General features: G+C 71.8%; 11 protein-coding genes. 4 read left to right on the top strand and 7 right to left on the bottom strand.

Translation table 11 applies throughout. The features are described 5' to 3' along the window. Nucleotides 1–146: 146 nt before the first annotated feature. On the bottom strand, nucleotides 147–1904 hold the full coding sequence (locus tag WMF31_RS13565; RefSeq protein ID WP_436602338.1) for a MutS-related protein: 1758 nt from the start codon (nucleotides 1902–1904) through the stop codon (nucleotides 147–149). Nucleotides 1905–2141: 237 nt separating this feature from the next. Between WMF31_RS13565 and WMF31_RS13560 the strand changes: the two genes are divergently transcribed. Next, a complete protein-coding gene (locus tag WMF31_RS13560) occupies nucleotides 2142–2993 on the top strand; it encodes a BON domain-containing protein (RefSeq protein ID WP_436602337.1) in 852 nt (283 codons plus the stop codon). Nucleotides 2994–3085: 92 nt separating this feature from the next. On the opposite strand, the gene WMF31_RS13555 is transcribed toward WMF31_RS13560, so the two are convergent. The 4 genes from WMF31_RS13555 to WMF31_RS13540 all read right to left on the bottom strand — a co-directional run bounded on the left by WMF31_RS13555 (nucleotide 3086) and on the right by WMF31_RS13540 (nucleotide 8674). Beyond that, nucleotides 3086–4774, bottom strand: coding sequence for a protein kinase domain-containing protein (locus WMF31_RS13555; protein ID WP_436602336.1), 1689 nt, complete (start codon nucleotides 4772–4774; stop codon nucleotides 3086–3088). Between the two features lie 533 nt (nucleotides 4775–5307). Continuing rightward, nucleotides 5308–6369, bottom strand: coding sequence for a 3-oxoacyl-ACP synthase III family protein (locus WMF31_RS13550; protein WP_436602335.1), 1062 nt, complete (start codon nucleotides 6367–6369; stop codon nucleotides 5308–5310). Nucleotides 6370–6689: 320 nt separating this feature from the next. Continuing rightward, nucleotides 6690–7439: a c-type cytochrome gene (locus WMF31_RS13545; RefSeq protein ID WP_436602334.1), complete on the bottom strand. Its 750-nt coding sequence runs from the start codon at nucleotides 7437–7439 to the stop codon at nucleotides 6690–6692. Further along, complete coding sequence (locus WMF31_RS13540) at nucleotides 7436–8674, bottom strand: YncE family protein (protein WP_436602333.1); 1239 nt, start codon at nucleotides 8672–8674, stop codon at nucleotides 7436–7438. Before WMF31_RS13540 ends, WMF31_RS13545 begins: the two co-directional genes overlap by 4 nt. 254 nt (nucleotides 8675–8928) lie before the next feature. On the opposite strand from WMF31_RS13540, the gene WMF31_RS13535 reads away from it, so the two are divergent. Next, nucleotides 8929–10542 carry a metallophosphoesterase gene (locus tag WMF31_RS13535; RefSeq protein WP_436602332.1) on the top strand — a complete coding sequence of 538 codons (1614 nt, stop codon included), beginning with the start codon at nucleotides 8929–8931 and terminating at the stop codon, nucleotides 10540–10542. Nucleotides 10543–10573: 31 nt separating this feature from the next. Here WMF31_RS13535 and WMF31_RS13530 read toward each other — a convergent pair whose 3' ends face one another. Both WMF31_RS13530 and WMF31_RS13525 read right to left on the bottom strand, forming a co-directional pair. Next, nucleotides 10574–11314 (bottom strand): 4'-phosphopantetheinyl transferase family protein, encoded by a 741-nt coding sequence (locus WMF31_RS13530; RefSeq protein WP_436602331.1) that lies wholly within the window; start codon nucleotides 11312–11314, stop codon nucleotides 10574–10576. Next, entirely contained in the window at nucleotides 11315–12154 is an 840-nt protein-coding gene (locus WMF31_RS13525; RefSeq protein WP_436602330.1) for a metallophosphoesterase family protein, read from the bottom strand. It abuts the gene before it with no gap. A 229-nt stretch (nucleotides 12155–12383) separates the two neighbouring features. On the opposite strand from WMF31_RS13525, the gene gltB reads away from it, so the two are divergent. Continuing rightward, nucleotides 12384–16991, top strand: coding sequence for a glutamate synthase large subunit (gene gltB / locus WMF31_RS13520; RefSeq protein ID WP_436602329.1), 4608 nt, complete (start codon nucleotides 12384–12386; stop codon nucleotides 16989–16991). Continuing rightward, a complete protein-coding gene (locus tag WMF31_RS13515) occupies nucleotides 16984–18429 on the top strand; it encodes a glutamate synthase subunit beta (protein WP_436602328.1) in 1446 nt (481 codons plus the stop codon). Before gltB ends, WMF31_RS13515 begins: the two co-directional genes overlap by 8 nt. Nucleotides 18430–18535 lie beyond the last annotated feature (106 nt).

The raw sequence follows: 18535 nt of genomic DNA, 5'->3' as shown, positions 1-18535 counted from the left end.
GAGCGAGGCCGCCGCGCCCGCAGGAGGAGGGGGGCTCGGGGGGCTCACCGGAGGGGCTGGAGTGGAGGCGAGCCACGAAAGGGGCTCGCCGGAACGCAAGCCCCGGAGGTGAGCCCCCCGAGCCCCCCTCCTCCTGCGGGCGCGGCTCAGTCGGGATCCACCGCGCGGCGGCGGTGCGCGCGCTTGCTGCGCTCGACGAGCGCGACGAGCTCCTCGCGCGTGACCCCGAGCCGCGCCGCGGTCCGCTGGGCGAGCGAGCTCCGGGCGACGCCGGGCACGAACTGGTAGGTCGGCCACTGCTGCGCGTCGAGCTCGACCTGCAGGAACACGAGCCGGTCCACCGGCCGCTCTCGCTCGAGGCGCGCCGCGAGCTCCAGGAAATGCGTCGTGATGAAGGCCTGGGGGCGGAGCTCCGCGAGGAGCGAGATCACGAGCTGGAAGATCTCCTCCCCTTCGGACGGGTTCGTGCCGGAGCAGAGCTCGTCGAGCACCACCATGTCGCCGACCTGCATCGCCTCGAACAGCGCGCGGATGCGCATGAGCTCCGTGCCGAGGCGGCCCTCGCTCTGATCGGCCTGCGCCTGCTCGATCAGCGACACGAAGAGCCCGTGACACGGGGACAGGCGGGCCTCCGCCGCCGGCACGAAGAAGCCTGCCTGCCCCAGCATCTGGGCGAGCGAGAGCGCCTCGAGGAGGCGCGTCTTCCCCCCCGAGTTGGGCCCGGTCACGATGACGGTCGCGTCGTGACGATCGGCCGTGATGTCGCACGGGACGATGGTCGCCGGGCCCGCGAGCAGGAGCGGGTTGAACAGCGCCCTGAGCTCGCGCCCTGGGCGCCCGTCGCGCGGGCCGCTTGGCCCTACGAGCTCGGGGCCGCTTGGCCAGGCGAGCTCGGGGCCGCTTGGCCAGGCGAGCTCGGGGCCGCTTGGCCAGGCGAGCTCGGGCAGGCAGACGGAGAGCCCCGCCGCGCGCGCGCGGTCGCGCAGCGCGAGGCCGGCGAGGTAGAACTCGAGGTCGCCGAGCAGCTGGACGAGCGCGACGAGCTCGTCCTCGAGGCCCTCGAGCACGCCGTTGACGTGGCGGGCGAGGAGCTCGTCCTCGCTGAACCGGTATCCCCTCCACAGCATCACGAGCCGCGTGACGACGCGCCCGAGCGGCGACCGGTAGAAGCGGTTCCCGTCGTTCTCGCGGATCGACAGGGCGCGGAGATCGCGGACGTGGCCGTCGGAGCCGACGCGGATCCGGAGATCCAGCGTCGCGAGCTCCTCGTCGTACGCGAGCAGGTCCGCGAGGCGGCGGTACGCCTCGGACCCGCGCACGGCCGCGCCGAACGCGGAGAGCCGCGAGAGGCCCGACCGAGCCCCCGCGAACCCGCCGGCGAGCGCGTCGAACGCCCCCTTCGCGGCGACGAGGATGTCCAGCCGCCGCCGGCTGCCCTCCCGCCGGGAGATGGAGACCGTCTCGAGCTGATCCATCCACCCGCGGATGGCCGCGTAGGCGCGCGCGAGGTCGCGGCGCAGCGCCTCGGAGCCGACGAGCTCCCGGAAGATGTCGCGCCGGAGCTCCACGGCGTCGCGGTCGCTCGGCGGCTGCGAGAGGGCGCGGCCGAGCAGCGCCGGGCTCGGGGTGTGGGTGCGCCCGTCGATCGTGAAGCGCATGCAGCCCGCGATGAGCTCCGGCAAGAAGACGTGCTGCGCGAAGCGCGAAGGGTCCCAGCTCGACGCGGGCAGCGACGCCGATTCGATGTGCCGGTCGAAGGCTCCCGCGGGCGCGCCGCTCGCGAACGCGAACGCCAGCGACTCCTTGACCGCGCGCGCATCGACGCGGAGCCCGGGCCGGTGCGACAGGAGATCGGGCGCGGCGCACAGCCCACGGAGGACAGGATCCGGCGGCGCCGCGCTCACGCCCCCGAGACTACGACGGTCCTTTCCCGATCGCTCGTCCGGCGTCCAGGGTCGACGCCGCGTGGCCGCCAGGGTGGGGCTTTCCATGGCCGTCCCGACACGCCCCCCGGGCGGTTGTTCCTGCGCTCCACGCTCCCGGCCGGGTGGCGGAGCGCGCCGGGAGGCGATTCCGTTTCATGGCACGACGTCTGCCTGGGTGTGCGGCCGGAGAAACGCACCATGAGCTATCGCTGCACGATGAGCAGAATCCGCTGGTTCTCCGGCCCAGCGGTCCTTGCGCTCGCGCTGGCCGGCACGGCTTGCAGGAGCGAGAGCGAGAGAGCGGAAGGAACCGTCCGCGAGCAGGGGGCCCGGACCGATGACAGGGGCGCAGCGCCCGAAGGCCAGGGCCCGCCTGCCGGCCAGCAGACGCGCGAGCAGGCCGCTGAGGTGCGCGAGGAGGCCAAGGAGCTCGCGCGGGAGGGGCAGGAGCTCGGCCAGCAGGCGCGCGAGCAGGCCAACCGGGTAGGTCAGCAGGCCGAGGAGCTCGCCGAGCGAGGGCGCCAGGTGGGCCGCGAGGCCGGCGAGCAGATGAACCGGGTCGGCGAGCAGACGGGCGCGCTCCAGGATCAGGGCGACAGAGCGCGCGACGACCAGGGCGAGCGAGCGCGCGAGCACGCCGCGCCGCCCGCGCCGAGGGATCAGGGCGCGCAGCAGGACAGGGGCGCGCAGCAGAGAGGCACGCAGGGCGAGCGGGACAAGGGGCAGTCAGGCGAAGCCGTGTCGAGCCAGCGCGAGGCCTGGACCAAGGCGGCCCAGGAGAACGACTACCAGGTCGGCTTCAACCGCGACGGGTCCGTCGTCGCGACCAAGGAGGCCCCGAAGGCGGGCCGGCGCCCGCCCGATGAGGCGCTCCGCAACGCGGTGAGCGGCAAGCTCGCGGACAGCGACAACGAGCGGGTGAAGAAGCTGAGCGTCACGGTGCGCGACGGGGTGGTCACGCTCCGGGGCAACGTCGCCGACATCAAGGAAGCGACCGAGGCGGTGAACGAGGCCATGGAAGCCGAAGGGGTCACCACGGTGATCTCGCAGGTCCGCACCGGGCAGTGATCAGGAGCCCGACCTCCCCTCGGCGCAGACAGGGGGCCTCCGGCGAACAGACGAGGGGCCTCCGGCGCAGACAGGGGGCCTCCGGCCGGCGATCAGGGGGTGGTCGGGCTGGCCACCGCCCGGCTGGGCTCGGCCGCATAGTTCATGGGCCGGAGCTTGACGGAGCGCTCGACCGGCTCCGCCGCCGAGAGCGTCAGCATGAGCGTCTCGTCGAAGGAGCCGGACCGGGACACGACCACCACCTGCGTGCCCACGGGCAGCTCGGTCGTGAGCGGGGTCGTACCGAGCGCCTTTCCCTTCCAGCTCACGGTCGCGTCCGGCGGGTCGCTCGCGATCGTCACGCTCACCCTGGGCGCTTCCTGCGGCGGCGTCTCGTCGCCCCGCTCGGGCGCTTTCCGGGGCGAGGCGGCGGCGATGACGATCGGGGCCGGCTCGGCCGCCGCGGGCGCGCGCTTGCTCACGAGGTGCATGCCGCCCCCCACCAGCACGACCAGCGCGACCACGCCCGACGCGCCGACCAGGTACCCGCGCTTCGACGTGGGCGCGGGCACCGTCGCCGCGCGCAGGCTCACGGAATCGCTCACGGGAGGCCTCGGCCTGCCGACGCCGGACCTACCAGCGCCGGTGTGGCTGGGCCGGCTCGGGCTGGACAGGCTCGAGCTGGGCCGGCTCGGGCTGGACAGGCTCGGGCTGGGCAGGCTCGAGCTGGGCAGGCCCGCATGGCTGGGCTGGCTGGGCTCGCCCACGTAGGGGAGCCCGTGCCCCGAGGCAGAGCCCGGCGTGGCCAGGGCGATGCCGTAGCCGCTCATCGTCACCGGACCGGACGACGGACCGGCCGCCTCGTGCAGGCCCGAAGGGCCCGCGATCCGCTCGATCTGGGCCTTGATCTGCTGGCGTATGCTCGCCCTGCTCTCCGCGAAGAGCCCCCGCATGCAGGCGCCGAGGTGCTCGCCGCGCACGTCCTCGCCTGACCATTGCAGGTAGCTCTCGAGCACATCGCACATCTCCTGCGCCGTCGAGAAGCGCCTCGCCGGCTCGCGCTCGAGGGCCTTCGCGGCGATCTGGTCGAGCGCGATCGGGATCCCCGGGACGACGCTCGCGAGCCGCGGGATCTTCCCCAGCACGAGCTGGTGCATCACGCTGATCTGATCGCCCTCGAACAGCCGCCGCCCCGCGAGGAGCTCCCAGAGCACGATCCCCACGGCGAAGATGTCCGCCCGGCGATCCGCCGTCCTGCCCGCCGTGACCTGCTCGGGTGCCATGTAGGTCAGCTTACCCTTGAAGGTCCCGCTCTCCGTTTGGGAGGAGTTGACCGACGCCTTCGCGATCCCGAAATCGACGAGCTTCACCGCGCCGTCGTACGTGACGAAGATGTTGTGCGGCGAGACGTCGCGATGCACGATGCCGAGCGGCCGGCCATCGAAATCGCAGAGCTCGTGCGCGTAGTGCAGCCCGCGCAGCACCTCGGCGATGATCCGGATCCAGGCGCCGCGGCTGAACCCTGCCATGCCGGGCGCCAGATCGGCCGCCGCCCTCATCACGCGCTTCAGCGGCTGGCCTTCCAGGTACTCCATCACGATGAAGTAGCCGTCCTGATCGCCGCCGACCTCGTAGGTCTGGACGACGTTCGGGTGATTCATGCGGGCCGAGAGCTTGGCCTCATCCATGAACATGAGGACCTGGCGCTCTTCCTCGTCCGCGAAGCTGCGAAGCCGCTTCACGACGACCAGCTTGTTCACCGACGCGGGCCCGTGCGCCATCGCGAGAAAGACGTCCGCCATTCCGCCCCGGCCCAGCTTCGCGATGGGACGATATCGGCCGACCCCGAGCTGGGTCGGCGTGTCTCTCAGGCTCGACGGTCCGTAGTCTCCGATCACACCCACCTCAGTTCAGTATGAAAAATTCATTAATTAGAGGTCTATGTCAATGCGAAGAGTTTGCGTTCCGGTCATCAGGCCGACATGCTTCATGCGCTGACGACGTGCGCTGATGACGTGAAACACCGGCGGTCGTGCGCCCGAGAGGGAAACGTGACGACACCCGTGCACATCGGTCACGCGGCGGTCGCCGCGGCCGGGTCGCGACGACGCCGGGCCGGCGCAAGCGCCCGAGGTGGGGCAGCGCGGGGCGCCAGTCCCAGGTTGGCGAGGCAGAAGCGCAGCGTGACGAGCCCGAAGCTCGACGCCGGCGCGAGGTGGATGAAACGCTCGGCCTCCGCGGCGAGCCCCTCCTGTGGCTCGCCTGCGCGAAGGCCCCTCCGGCGAGCCCCCCCGGGGGGCCCGCCCCCCGACCCCGGAGACCGCCGCTCAGCGCGTCAGAGCCTCCAGAGCGCGCAGCCCCAGTGAACGCCGGTCCCGAGCGCGAGCACCATGGCGAGCTGCCCCTTCTTCAGCCGGCCCGCGCGCATCTCCTCGTCGATCAGGATGGGCACCGTGGCGCCGCTCGTGTTGCCGAACCGGTCGATGTTGCTCGGGAGCTTCTCGACGGGCACGCCGAGATCCTTGCGGATGTGCTCGTTGATCCGCCCGTTCGCCTGGTGCGCCAGGAACACGTCGATGTCGTCGATCGTGATGCCCTGCGCGGCGCAGAGCTCCCGCGCGGTCGCCGGGAGCTTGGTCACCGCGAACTTGAAGAGCTCGCGGCCGTCCATGCGGGGGATATGGGCGTCGTCCTCGAATGACGTCGGCTTCCAGTAGGGGCGCGCGCGGAAGCCGCCGCCGGGCACGTAGAGCAGCTCGGCGAAGCGCCCGTCGGAGCAGATCTTGTTGGCGCGGAGGCCCGCGTCGCGATCGGTCGCGCGGAGGACGAGCGCCCCCGAGCCGTCGCCGAACAGGACGGCGAGGTTCCGGTGGCGGTCCGCGCGCGCGCGGGCCTCCGGCGTGGCGGAGCGGCCGTTCTTCGGATCGAGGGCGCCCCAGTCCTCCCAGGGCATGAAGCCGGCGTGCGCCTCCGCGCCCACGAACAGGATCGTCCTGGCCGCGCCGGTCTGGACCAGCCCGTCGATCATCTGGAGGCCGAACAGCATGGCGGCGCACTGCTGCCGCACGTCGAGCGCGGGGACGCCGGGAATGCCGAGCTTCGCGCCGAGCAGCGCACCGGAGCCGGGGAAGATGTAGTCCGGCGTCATCGTGGCGAACACGATGTAATCGATCTCCGACGCGGGGATGCCCGCCGACTCGATCGCGCGCTTCGCCGCCTCGCACGCGAGATCGCTCACCCCGACGCCATCCGGCGCGTAATGCCGCTGGCGGATGCCGGAGCGCTGGTAGATCCACTCGTCGGAGGTCGTGATAACCCGCGCGAGGTCGTCGTTGCTGACAGGTTCGCCGGGCGCGTAGTGCCCCGTCCCGATGATCTCAAATCCAATCTTGGCCACGGAGATGCCTTACCCGAACTGCACGCCCGCCGCGATGGGGAACCGCACGCCGAGAGCGCGCGATCGAGCCCCGCCGCGATGCGGCGGACGACCCCCGCCGCACGCGATGGACGGATCCATTGCAGCACGACGGTCCGCGCCGGCGCGCGTCCCTCGAGGCGCGCCGGCGCGGGGGGAGCCGCCGGCCACGGGCGTCGCGGGCCGCGTCCGGCTTGACGGTGCTGGACCCTCCGGATAGCTTGCCGCCCGTGCGGACGGCGGTGGATTTGCCGCTCCCCGCGCCGGCCAGCCCGGGCATCGGGCCGCCGCGCCGGCGGCCGTCACGGCTGGTGGTAGAACGTCAGCAGGTCGCCGAGATCCTGCTCGGAGAGGACCTCGATGGAGAAGGGCGGCATCTGCCCGCCGTAACCGACGAACCCGCCGTGCCGGACCTTCTCGACGAACACGAGCCGGCGCTCGGCCTCCGTGTACTCGCCGAGCGGGTGGTCCTCGAACGTCTCGTCGGGCAGCACGGGTGCCCAGTCGACGAGCCGCCCCTGCCCCGAACGGGCGCGCCCGTGGCAGGAGGCGCAGGCGCGCTCATGGATGATCTCGCCCCGGCCCGCATTGCCGGGCGGCGGCTCGCGCAGCGCGTACACCGGCGTGAACGGGGCGGGCTCGGCCGCGGCACCGTCGGCGGGCAGCGACTCCAGGTAGGCGTACATCGCCTGCGCGTCGCCGTCGTCCGCGGTCCAGGGCTCGTCCTTCATCATGAAGAAGTAGAGGCAATGGTTGATCGCGCCGAGGAGATCGACCTCCTGCCCCCCCCAGTAAGACGGACGATCCACGGCGCCGGCGAGCGGCGCGCCCGGGAGGAGGATCGCGTCGCCTGCCTCCCCGGGCTTCGCCTCATGGCACGTCGAGCAAGCGTATCGATTGAAGCGCGACCCCGCGATCGAGGGGTCGCGGAACAGCGCGGCCCCGTGCTCCGCGGCCGTCGCGTCGACGACCCGGATCTCCGGATCGCCCGGACAGCCGCCCAGGAGCGCCGCGCAGGCGAGCGCCGCCACCACGCCGCCGCGCGCCCTCATCGCGCCCCCGCGGCGACGCGCACGAACGCGTCGGGATAGAGGCCCACCTCGGCCTCGCTGAGCGTCTCCAGCGTCCCGGGATCGAGCCGGAGCACCTTGCCCGGGGTGGTGGTCTGATCCCCCTCGCAGACGACGAAGAGCCCGTGCGCCTCGTCGAGCTCCGCGAGGTGCGGCCTGAAGCACTCCCCGCCGAGCTCCCGGGAGACGACGTCGTCGTTCCCCGGGCCCACGCCGACCAGCGCGATCGTGTCGGGCACCTGCGTCGGCACGTAGACGCCGCTCCCGTCGGGGGTCCACGCGACGAAGTAGGGCGCGCCGATCATGGGGAACCTCCGGGAATCGTCGAACGTCTCCGACGCGACATCGAAGAAGCGCACCTCCCTGCTCTCGACGTTGCTCACGGCGATGGTCTTCTGATCGGGCGACATGACGGCGGCGTAAGGCCCGTAGTTGGGGAGGGCGGGGAAGATGGAGGGGCTCGGGCCCACGGGGATGCGCTTCACCTCGGCGTCCGGGTCCGTCAGATCGACGATCGCCAAGACGTCCTCGCCATAACAGGCGACGTAGGCGCGGGCGCCGTCCGGGCGCGAGAGGACGATGCCGTGGGCGGCCATGCAGACGGGGATGAACCGCGGCGCGGCCGAGCCCGAGGGCCGCACGGCGTCGGGCTCGATCACCGCGAGCGTCGAGCGCGCCGCCTCGATGTTCCCCGGGTTGTCGAACACACGCTTGAGATCGTAATGAGAGACGACCACGCGACTTCCATCCTCCGAGATCACGATATCTCCCGGGTTGGGCTCGACGCGCACCTGCCCGAGGACGCGCAGGTCGTCGAGCGCGAGCTTCTGGACATAGCCGGCCATCACGCTCTCGCCGTGGCTCGCGTGGGGGCCGATCGCGCCGGAGAGCACAGGATAGGACAGCGCGACGTAGAGCGCGCCGCCCGCCTCGTCCACGGCGACATGATGAGGCCCGTCGATCGTCACCGGATCCCGGCCCACCGGGTGAACGCCGAACCGCTCCCCCGTCTCCAGGTCGATGAGGGAGATCGTGTCGGAGCGGCTATCGGTCACCACCCCCATCCCCCCCTCGGGAATCACGATCTCGGGGCGCCGGTTCGGGTAAGCGTCCCCCTCGTAGGCCCCGTAACGGCGCTCGATGATGGGATCGGGCTCGCTGCAGCTCGCCAGCATCGTTGCCGCGAGCGCGCAGCCCAGGAATCGGAAAATGACCATGGCTGACCTCGAGAAGAGCCCGGCGCGCGGACGCGCCGCATCGTAGCAGCAACCACCGCGAAGGCCGCGAACCGCCCGCCATGGCGTACGCCGCCCCGGCCGGAGCAGCCGACGCCGCGCCCTTCACTGTGGCTCATACCACGCAAGTTCATGACAATCTCCACTCTCCTGGATGACCTGGCTCCCGGGAGCGTCTCTACCGTATTGGTGAACTTTTCTTGATCCGGCGCTTGCACATGGTCATGGATGCAGCGATGAGCCAGACACGAGCAGTGCGCCCCGGAACGGCAGAGCGCGGTCGCCCGTTCCGCCCATTGCCCGGGCGCGCCCGACGCGCGCGAGCCGCGGCGTCTTTTCTCTTCCTCGCGTTCGCGGCCTGCGCGCCGGAGGACGCCGCCGCGCCGCTGTACGCGCCGACGCCGCTGCCGCCGCTCGACGGCGCGCCGCCGCTCTCGACCGAGCGCACCCTGACGCCGCTCTCCGCGGTGCTCGATCCGCCCAGGAACCCCGCGGTCCCGGAGGAGATCGAGGAGCTGCTCGCCGCGGGCTACGGCGAGCTCGGGATCGCGCCCGGGCAGCCGCTCGTGCCGGCGACGCTCGACGGCGCGCCCGCGCCGCCGCGCGGCCCGGCGCCGCGGCTGCTCACCCGCTTCGTCCACCTCGCCGACACCCAGCTCGCCGACGACGAGTCGCCCGCGCGGCTCGCGGTCTTCGACTCGCCCGGCCCGTTCGCCTCGGCGTTCCGCCCGCAGGAAGGGCACGAGTGCCGGATCCTCAACGCCGCCGTGCGGACCATCAACGCGCTCCACAGGAGCACGCCGATCGATTTCGTCCTGCTCGGCGGCGACAACGCCGACAGCGCGCAGACGAACGAGATCTCGTGGTTCATGGCCATCCTCGACGGGGCCGAGCGCGTCGAGTGCGACTCGGGCGCCGACGACGACCCCGTGCAGGGCCCGGACAACGATCCCAAAGATCCGTTCTTCGCCGAGGGGCTCGCGGTGCCGTGGCGCTGGGTGACCGGCAACCACGATGTCCTGCACCAGGGGAGCTTCCCGGTGGACGACCGCGAGGCGCTCGCGATCGGGAGCCTCTCGGACGGCGGGACGCGCGACTGGTCGCTCCCCGGCGCGCCGGTGATCACGGGCGAGGTCGTCCCCGACCCGGGGCGAGCGCTCCTCCGCCGCCCTGCCCTGCTCGATCGGGTCGCGGCGGCGGGCGATGGACACGGGATCGGGCCCGACGAGCGCGCGTACGGGAAGGCGTTCTACACGTTCGACGTGGAGGACACGCCGGTTCGCGTCGTCGTGCTCGACACGGCCTCCGAGGCCGGCGGCCCGACGGGCGTGATCCTCGAGGAGGACGTCGAGCGGTTCATCCGCCCGGCGCTCGATCGCGCGAAGAGCGAGCGCAAGTGGGTCATCCTCACCTCCCACCACGGCTCGCGCCTGCTCGGGGACGGCGCCTTCTCGCCGGCGGGCGCCGCCGCGCAGCCCGGGGCGCTCAGCGCGGAGGCGTGGCGAGCGCTCGTGGGCGAGTACGACAACGTCCTCCTCCACCTCGCCGGGCACACCCACGAGCACCGGGTGACCCGGGCCGAGCCGGCCGGCGGCCACGCGTACTGGGAGCTCGAGACCTCCGCGCTCGCGGACTATCCCAGCCAGCTCCGCGTCCTCGAGATCTGGGACGAGGACAACGGCTTCGTGGCCATCCGGGGGGTCGCCCTCGACTACGCGGTCGACGGCGACCCGGTCGCCGAGGAGGGACGCCGCCGGGCCATCGTCGATTTCACGTCCGGGTTCGGCTCCGACGGGAGCGGCGATCCCGCGTGGCGCAACGTCGAGCTCTGGATCGAGCGGCCCGACTGAGGCGGCGCGCGCGCTGGCCGCAGGCCCCGGCTCACCCCTCGTCGCGCAGCGGCACCGTCTCCTTCAGCTCGATCGACAGCGGAGGATCGATCCCCCGGCGGATCGCGGCGGCCATCATGTGCTGCGCCGAGGGGCGGTAGAGCGCGAACTGCCACGCGGCGCGGTCGTCCGCGAGCCGCGGATCGAACGAGATCCCGATCGAGGGGCCGTCGTCCAGGTGGAACGAGAAGTGGTCGAGCGGTATCGCGAGCCCCATCCCGCGCGCCTTGATGTAGGACTCTTTGAGCGTCCAGTACTCGAAGAAGCGCGTCCGCCGCCTCGCCTCCGGCTGCGCGTGGAGCGCGCGCACCTCGGCGGGCGAGAAGAACCGATCCGCGATGTCGACCGTGCTGCTCGCGCGCCCGGTGTCCTCGACGTCGACGCCGACCTCGCGATCCATCGCGACGAGGCAGGCGATGAGACCCCGCGTGTTGGACAGGTTGAACCGGAGCGGCGGCACGCCCGGCGGGCCGGCGATCTGCGGGCGGCCGTACTCGTTGCGGACGAACGACCACGCCTCGGGCGCCACCCTCGCGTACCTGGAGAGGACGGCGCGCACGAGCGCCCGGGTGAGCAGGTACTCGTGCCGGTTCTCGGCGAAGAGGAAGCGCGCCTGCCGCTCCGCCTCGTCCGGCGAGAGCAGCCGGTGGTACGCCGCGAGCAATGCCTCGTCGCGGACCGCATCCGAGAAGACGTACCAGAGGTGGGCGACACCGGGACCGAGCTCGAGCATCTACGCTCCCAGCGAAGCCGAGCGGACCGGCCCTGGCAAGATCTCTCGCACGCAGCTGTCGACCGTGCGGTGGCCGGGCCGCTGCCGCGGGTAGCCGAACGACACCTCCTCGAAGCGGACGCCATCGATCCAGTCGGTGCGGGGGATATGGAGGTGGCCGGACACGACCACCCGCGCGCGAAACCGCGTGTGCCAGTCGTGCGTGCGCCGCGTCCCGCACCAGATCGAGAAGCGCGGGATACGCCAGAGGCGCACGAGCTCTTCGCGGAGCGGGAAGTGGTTGATGAGCACGGTAGGGTGCTCCTGGATGGCCGCGAGTCGCGCCTCCGTCTCGGCGAGCCGGGCCCGGCACCACGCCGGCCGGCTCTCGTACGGGCTCGGGTCGAGCAGCTCCTCGTCCGTGCAGAGGACGCCGCTCTCCATCGCCCACGCCACCGCGCCGCCCTCGGGCACGCCGGCGGGCCGGAAGCTGTAGTCGTAGAGCAGGAACAGGGGCGCCAGCACGTGCGGCCCGCCCTCGCCCTCCCAGAGCACGTACGGATCCTCCGGCGTGATCACGCCGCGGCTCCGGCAGAGCGCGACCAGCCGATCGTACCGGTCCCGCCCGCGCGGCACGCCGCGCTCCCGCGGCAGCGCGTAGAGCTCGTGGTTGCCCGGGACCCACACGAGCTGCTTGAACCGCGGCCCCAGCGTGTCGAGCACGTAGAGCAGGTGCTCCTCCGTCTCCCCGAGGTCGCCGGCGAGGATGAGCCAGTCATCCGGCCGCGGCGTCATGCGCGCGATCGCCCACCGGTTCTCCGCATAGCCGACGTGGAGATCACTGAGTGCGAAGAGCTTCATCGTCGATGGCACACGGCCGGCGCCGCGCCAGCGGACCGACCGGCCCTACCCACACCACGAGCGACGGCGGGCGTCCACTGCCGAGCGCGGCGCGCCCCCCGGCTCCGGCCCTGGAGAGGGGGTGCGCTCGACGAATTTTTCGGCCCTGTTTCGCCGATGCTGGCGCATCGCATCAACTAGGGCTCCAATCCTCGTGCCACATGTGCTACGCGCGTGTGAAGTCTGCACCATGCCTCTGCCCCAACGACAAGGTCTTTACGATCCGGCTTTCGAACACGACGCATGCGGACTCGGATTCGTCGCCACGCTCCGCCGTGAAGCGACGCACGAGGTCGTCTGCCAAGCGCTCGAGATCCTTGAAAATCTAACCCACCGCGGCGCCGCGGGCTGCGACCCCTGCACCGGCGACGGAGCGGGCGTCCTCCTGCAGATCCCGCACGAGCTGTACGCCGCGTCCCTCGCGGCCCAGGGGATCGAGCTGCCGGCGCCCGGCGACTACGCGGTGGCGACGGCGTTCTTCTCGCAGAGCCCGTCTCGGCGCCGCCAGTGCGAGGCGATCCTCGAGGCCGCGGTCGTGCACCACGGCCAGCGCGTCCTCGGCTGGCGCGACGTCCCCATCGACGACGCGGCGATCGGCCCGGTGGCGCGCGACTCGCGCCCCGCGATCCGGCAGCTGTTCATCGGCAGGGTCGCGCCGAAGCAGTCGTTCGAGCAGGTCCTCTACGCGATCCGCAAGCGCGCCGGCCGCATCGCCCACGCCGACGACTTCTACATCACCTCGTGCTCGTCGCGGACGGTCGTCTACAAGGGCCTGATGCTCGCGGAGCAGGTCGCGGCGTTCTACCCCGACCTGTCCGACCGCCGCGCGGTGTCGCGGCTCGCGATGGTCCACTCGCGCTTCTCCACGAACACGTTCCCCACCTGGGAGCGCGCGCACCCCTACCGGGTCATCGCGCACAACGGCGAGATCAACACCGTGCGCGGCAACACCGCGTGGATGTCGGCGCGCGAGGCGCTGCTCAAGAGCGATGTCTTCGCCAGCGCGATCGAGGACTTCAAGCCGATCATCCGCCCCGGCGGCTCGGACTCGTCCGCGCTCGACAACGTGGTCGACTTCCTGCTCGCGAGCGGCCGGTCCTTGCCGCACGTGATGATGATGCTCGTGCCCGAGGCCTGGGCGCACGACCCGGACATGTCGGCCGAGAAGAAGGCGTTCTACGAGTACCACGGCTGCCTGATCGAGCCCTGGGACGGCCCGGCGGCGCTGTGCTTCACGGACGGACAGCTCATCGGCGCGACGCTCGACCGCAACGGCCTGCGCCCCGCGAAGTACGTCGTGACGGGCGACGGGCTCGTCGTGCTCGCGAGCGAGTTCGGCGTGCTCGACATCGAGCCGTCGCGCGTCATCCAGAAGGGCCGGCTCCAGCCGGGCAAGATGTTCCTCGTCGACACGGCCGAGGGGCGCGTCGTCAGCGACGACGAGATCAAGCGCCGCGTCGCGACGCAGAAGCCGTACGCCGCGTGGGTCGCCGAGAACAAGATCGACCTGCGCGCCCTCGAGGACGTGCCGAGCCTCTACACCATCCCGCACGCGGAGCTCCGGACCCTGCAGCAGGCCTTCGGCTACACCGAGGAGGATCTCAAGATGATCCTCTCGGCCATGGCCAGCCTCGGGGAGGAGCCGGTCGGCTCGATGGGCGTCGACATCCCGCTCGCCGTCCTGTCCGAGAAGCCGCAGCTGCTCTTCCGCTACTTCAAGCAGCTGTTCGCCCAGGTCACGAACCCGCCGATCGACCCGCTCCGCGAGGAGATCGTGATGTCGCTCGTGAGCTGCGTCGGCGGCGAGGGCAACCTCCTCGAGGAGACGCCGCGCCAGTGCCGCATGCTCGAGCTGCCGCACCCGATCCTCACGCAGGACGATCTGTCCAAGCTGCGCAAGAACGTCTTCCCCGATTTCCGCGCGGCCACGCTGCCGATGTACTTCCCGGTCGACGGCGACCCGGAGGACAACCTGCGGAGCGCCCTCGCGAAGCTCTGCAAGGACGCGAGCCGCGCGATCGCCGACGGCGCGAGCATCCTCATCCTCAGCGACCGCGGCATCGACGAGACGCTCGCCCCCATCCCGAGCCTGCTCGCGGTGGGCGCCGTGCACCACCACCTCATCAACGAGGGGACCCGCACGCGCGCCGGCATCATCGTGGAGACCGGCGAGGCGCGCGAGGTCGGCCACATGGCGCTGCTCATCGGCTACGGCGCGGGCGCGGTGAACCCGTACATGGCGTTCGAGTCGATCGCGGCGATGTGCCGCGACAAGACGCTCGGCGCCGACCTCTCGCCCTCCGCGGCGAGCGCCCGGTACGTGAAGGCGCTCAAGAAGGGCATCCTGAAGATCATGTCGAAGATGGGGATCAGCGCGCTCTCCAGCTACCAGGGCGCGCAGATCTTCGAGGCGATCGGCATCGATCAGGTCGTCATCGACGCGTACTTCACCGGCACGGCGTCGCGCATCCGCGGCGTGGGGCTGCGGGAGATCGCGAACGAGGCGCTCGCGCGCCACCACGACGCGTACAGCGAACGGGCGGGCCCGACGCTCCGGGTCGGCGGTCACCACCACTTCCGCGTGACCGGCGAGCGACACCTCTGGACGCCGCAGTCCATCTCCTCGCTCCAGCGGGCGGTCCGCCTGAAGGACGCCAAGAGCTACAGCGAGTACGCCGCGCTCATCAACGAACAGCAAGAGCACCCGATGTCGCTCCGCGGGCTGTGGGACTTCAAGCCCGCGGGCCCGCCGGTGCCGATCGAGGAGGTGGAGCCCGCCGCCTCGCTCGTGAAGCGCTTCGCCACGGGCGCCATGTCCTTCGGGAGCATCTCGGCGGAGGCGCACGAGACGCTCGCCGTCGCGATGAACCGCATCGGCGCGCGGTCGAACACCGGCGAGGGCGGCGAGGACCCGCGGCGCTTCCTCCCGCTCGAGAACGGCGACTCGAAGCGGAGCTCGGTGAAGCAGGTCGCCTCGGGGCGGTTCGGCGTCACGGCCGAGTACCTCGTCAACGCCGACGAGCTGCAGATCAAGATGGCGCAGGGGGCCAAGCCCGGCGAGGGCGGCCAGCTCCCCGGCCACAAGGTCGACGCGGTGATCGCGAAGGTGCGCCACTCGACCCCCGGCGTGACGCTCATCTCGCCGCCGCCGCACCACGACATCTACTCGATCGAGGACCTCGCGCAGCTCATCTTCGACCTGAAGAACATCAACCCGAGGGCGCGCATCAGCGTGAAGCTCGTCGCCGAGGCGGGCGTCGGCACCATCGCCGCGGGCGTGGTGAAGGCGCACGCCGACGTCGTGCTGATCAGCGGCGACTCGGGCGGCACGGGCGCCTCCCCGCTCACGTCCATCCACCACGCGGGCGTGCCGTGGGAGCTCGGCCTGGCCGAGGCGCACCAGGTGCTCGTCATGAACGGGCTCCGGAGCCGCGCCATCGTGCAGACCGACGGCAAGCTGATGACCGGCCGCGACGTCGCGTTCGCCGCCCTGCTCGGCGCCGAGGAGTTCGGCTTCTCGACGGCGCCGCTCGTGGCGACGGGCTGCATCATGATGCGCAAGTGCCACCTGAACACCTGCCCCGTCGGCATCGCCACGCAGGACCCGGAGCTCCGCAAGAAGTTCACGGGCGCGCCGGAGCACGTCATCAACTTCTTCTTCTACGTGGCGGAGGAGCTCCGGCAGATCATGGCGAGCCTGGGCTTCCGCACCCTGAACGAGATGGTCGGGCGCTCCGACTGCATCGTGCAGCGGCGCGCCGGGCTCCACGCGAAGGCGCGGAAGATCGACTGCTCCGAGGTGCTGTACCGCCCGAAGGAGGCGCTCACGAGCCCGAACCACTGCGTCGAGCCGCAGGATCACAAGATCGACCGGGTGCTCGACCTCACGCTGATCGAGAGGGCCCGCGCCACGATCGAGGGCGGCCCGCCGGTCGTCATCGAGACCCGCGTGCGGAACTCCGATCGGACCCTCGGCGCCATGCTGAGCGGCGAGATCGCGCGCCGCCACGGCGGCGCCGGGCTGCCCGAGGACAGCATCGTGGTGAAGTGCACCGGCAGCGCCGGCCAGAGCTTCGGCGCGTTCGCCTCGCGCGGCATGACGCTCGAGCTCGTGGGCGACGCGAACGACTACGTCGGCAAGGGCCTGTCGGGCGGCGTGGTGGCGGTGCGGCCGCCCCCCGAGGCGCCGTTCCGGCCGGACGACCAGGTGATCGTCGGCAACGTGGTGCTCTACGGCGCGACGGGCGGCCGGGCGTTCTTCAACGGCCGGGCCGGCGAGCGCTTCGCCGTCAGGAACAGCGGGGCCACCACCGTCGTCGAGGGCGTGGGCGACCACGGCTGCGAGTACATGACGGGCGGCACCGTGATCATCCTCGGCACCACCGGCCGCAACTTCGGGGCCGGCATGAGCGGCGGCCTCGCCTACGTCTTCGACGAGGACGCGCTCTTCGAGGCGCGCTGCAACAAGGAGATGGTGCAGCTCGAGACGATGACCGCCGCCGACGCCGAGTCGGTGCGGGCGCTGCTCGAGGAGCACGTGCGGCGCACGGGCAGCCGGAAGGCGCGCGAGCTGCTCGCCGCCTGGCAGGACGTCCTGCCGAAGTTCGTGAAGGTCGTCCCGAGCGAGTACCGGCGCGCCCTCGAGGCCGCGTCGGCGCCCGCGACGAACGGGGCGGACGGGTCCAACGGGCTCCTGTCGCTGCTCTCCCCCTCCACCCCCTACGTGTCCACTGGACGCTACATCCCCGCCAACGCGGGCTCCGCGAACGCGGGAGAGAGGTCGGCCGCCCATGGGTAAGGTACGAGGCTTCCTCGAGATCCAGCGGGTCGACATCAAGAAGCGGCCCGTCTCGGAACGTCTGAACGACTGGCAGGAGTTCGAGCTCCCGGTGCCCGATCCCGAGCTCAAGGATCAGGCCGCCCGGTGCATGGACTGCGGCATCCCGTTCTGTCACGACGGCTGCCCGCTCGGGAACCTGATCCCGGACTGGAACGACCACATGTACCGCGAGCGCCTCCCCGAGGCGATCGCGGCGCTGCACGCGACGAACAACTTCCCCGAGTTCACCGGCCGCGTCTGCCCGGCGCCCTGCGAGGCGTCGTGCGTCCTGAACATCGAGAACAAGCCGGTCACGATCAAGAACGTCGAGCGCGGCATCGCCGACCGGGCGTTCGAGCGGAACATGGTCGCGCCGCTCGTCGCGAAGAAGCGCACGGGCAAGAAGGTGGCAGTGATCGGGTCGGGTCCTGCCGGCCTCGCGGCCGCGCAGCAGCTCGCGCGCAAGGGGCACGACGTGACGGTCTTCGAGCGGGACGACCGCATCGGCGGCCTGCTCCGGTACGGCATCCCCGACTTCAAGATGGAGAAGCACCTCATCGACCGGCGCATGGAGCAGATGCAGGCCGAGGGGGTGACGTTCCGGACGGGCGTCCACTGCGGCGTCAACATCACCGGCGACGCGCTCCGGCAGGGGTACGATGCGATCGTGCTCTGCGGCGGGGCGCGTCGGCCGCGCGACCTGCCGGTGCCGGGCCGTGAGCTCAAGGGCATCCACTTCGCCATGGATTTCCTGACCCAGCAGAACAAGCGGGTGGCCGGCGACGTGATCCCCGACAGCGAGGCGATCCTCGCGACGGGCAAGCGCGTGGTCGTCATCGGCGGCGGGGATACGGGGTCCGACTGCCTCGGCACGAGCCATCGCCACCGGGCGGCGCACGTGACGCAGCTCGAGCTCCTCCCCCGGCCGCCGGAGCAGCGGTCCCTGACGAACCCCTGGCCCGCCTGGCCGCTCATCCTCCGCACGTCGTCCTCGCACGAGGAAGGCGGCGAGCGGGACTGGTCGGTGTCGACGACCGCGTTCCTCGGCGACGAGCACGGCCGTGTTCGGGCCCTCAAGGCGGTGCGCGTGAGCCTGGAAGGCGGGAAGTTCGTGCCGGTCCCGGGGAGCGAGCTCGAGATCCCGTGCGAGCTGGTCCTGCTCGCCATGGGCTTCGTCGGCTCCGAGCGCGAGGGGCTGCTCGATCAGCTCGGCGTCGCCATGGACGCGCGCGGCAACGTGAAGACCCCGCCAGGAGGAGGGCCCACGAGCGTGGAGGGCGTCTTCGCCGCGGGCGACATGGCGCGCGGCCAGAGCCTCGTCGTCTGGGCCATCGCCGAGGGCCGCAAGGCCGCGGACGCGGTCGACGCCTACCTGATGCAGCCGGCGAAGCGCCGGCTGGCGGTCGCGGCGGGCTAGTACCGTCCCAGCGGTGACGGCCCGGGACAGCACCGTCGACCGGCCCGTCCACCGAGCCCGAGCTCGACCACGGTCGGGATGGCCGTGGTCGAGCTGCGGCGGCCCG

Origin of the sequence: Sorangium sp. So ce1036 (genome assembly GCF_051369805.1) — a bacterium.
Classification (GTDB): Bacteria; Myxococcota_A; Polyangia; order Polyangiales; family Polyangiaceae; genus Sorangium; species Sorangium cellulosum_F.
The sequence above is the reverse complement of the archived record's forward strand: the minus strand, read 5'-3'. Positions and strand labels throughout refer to the sequence as shown.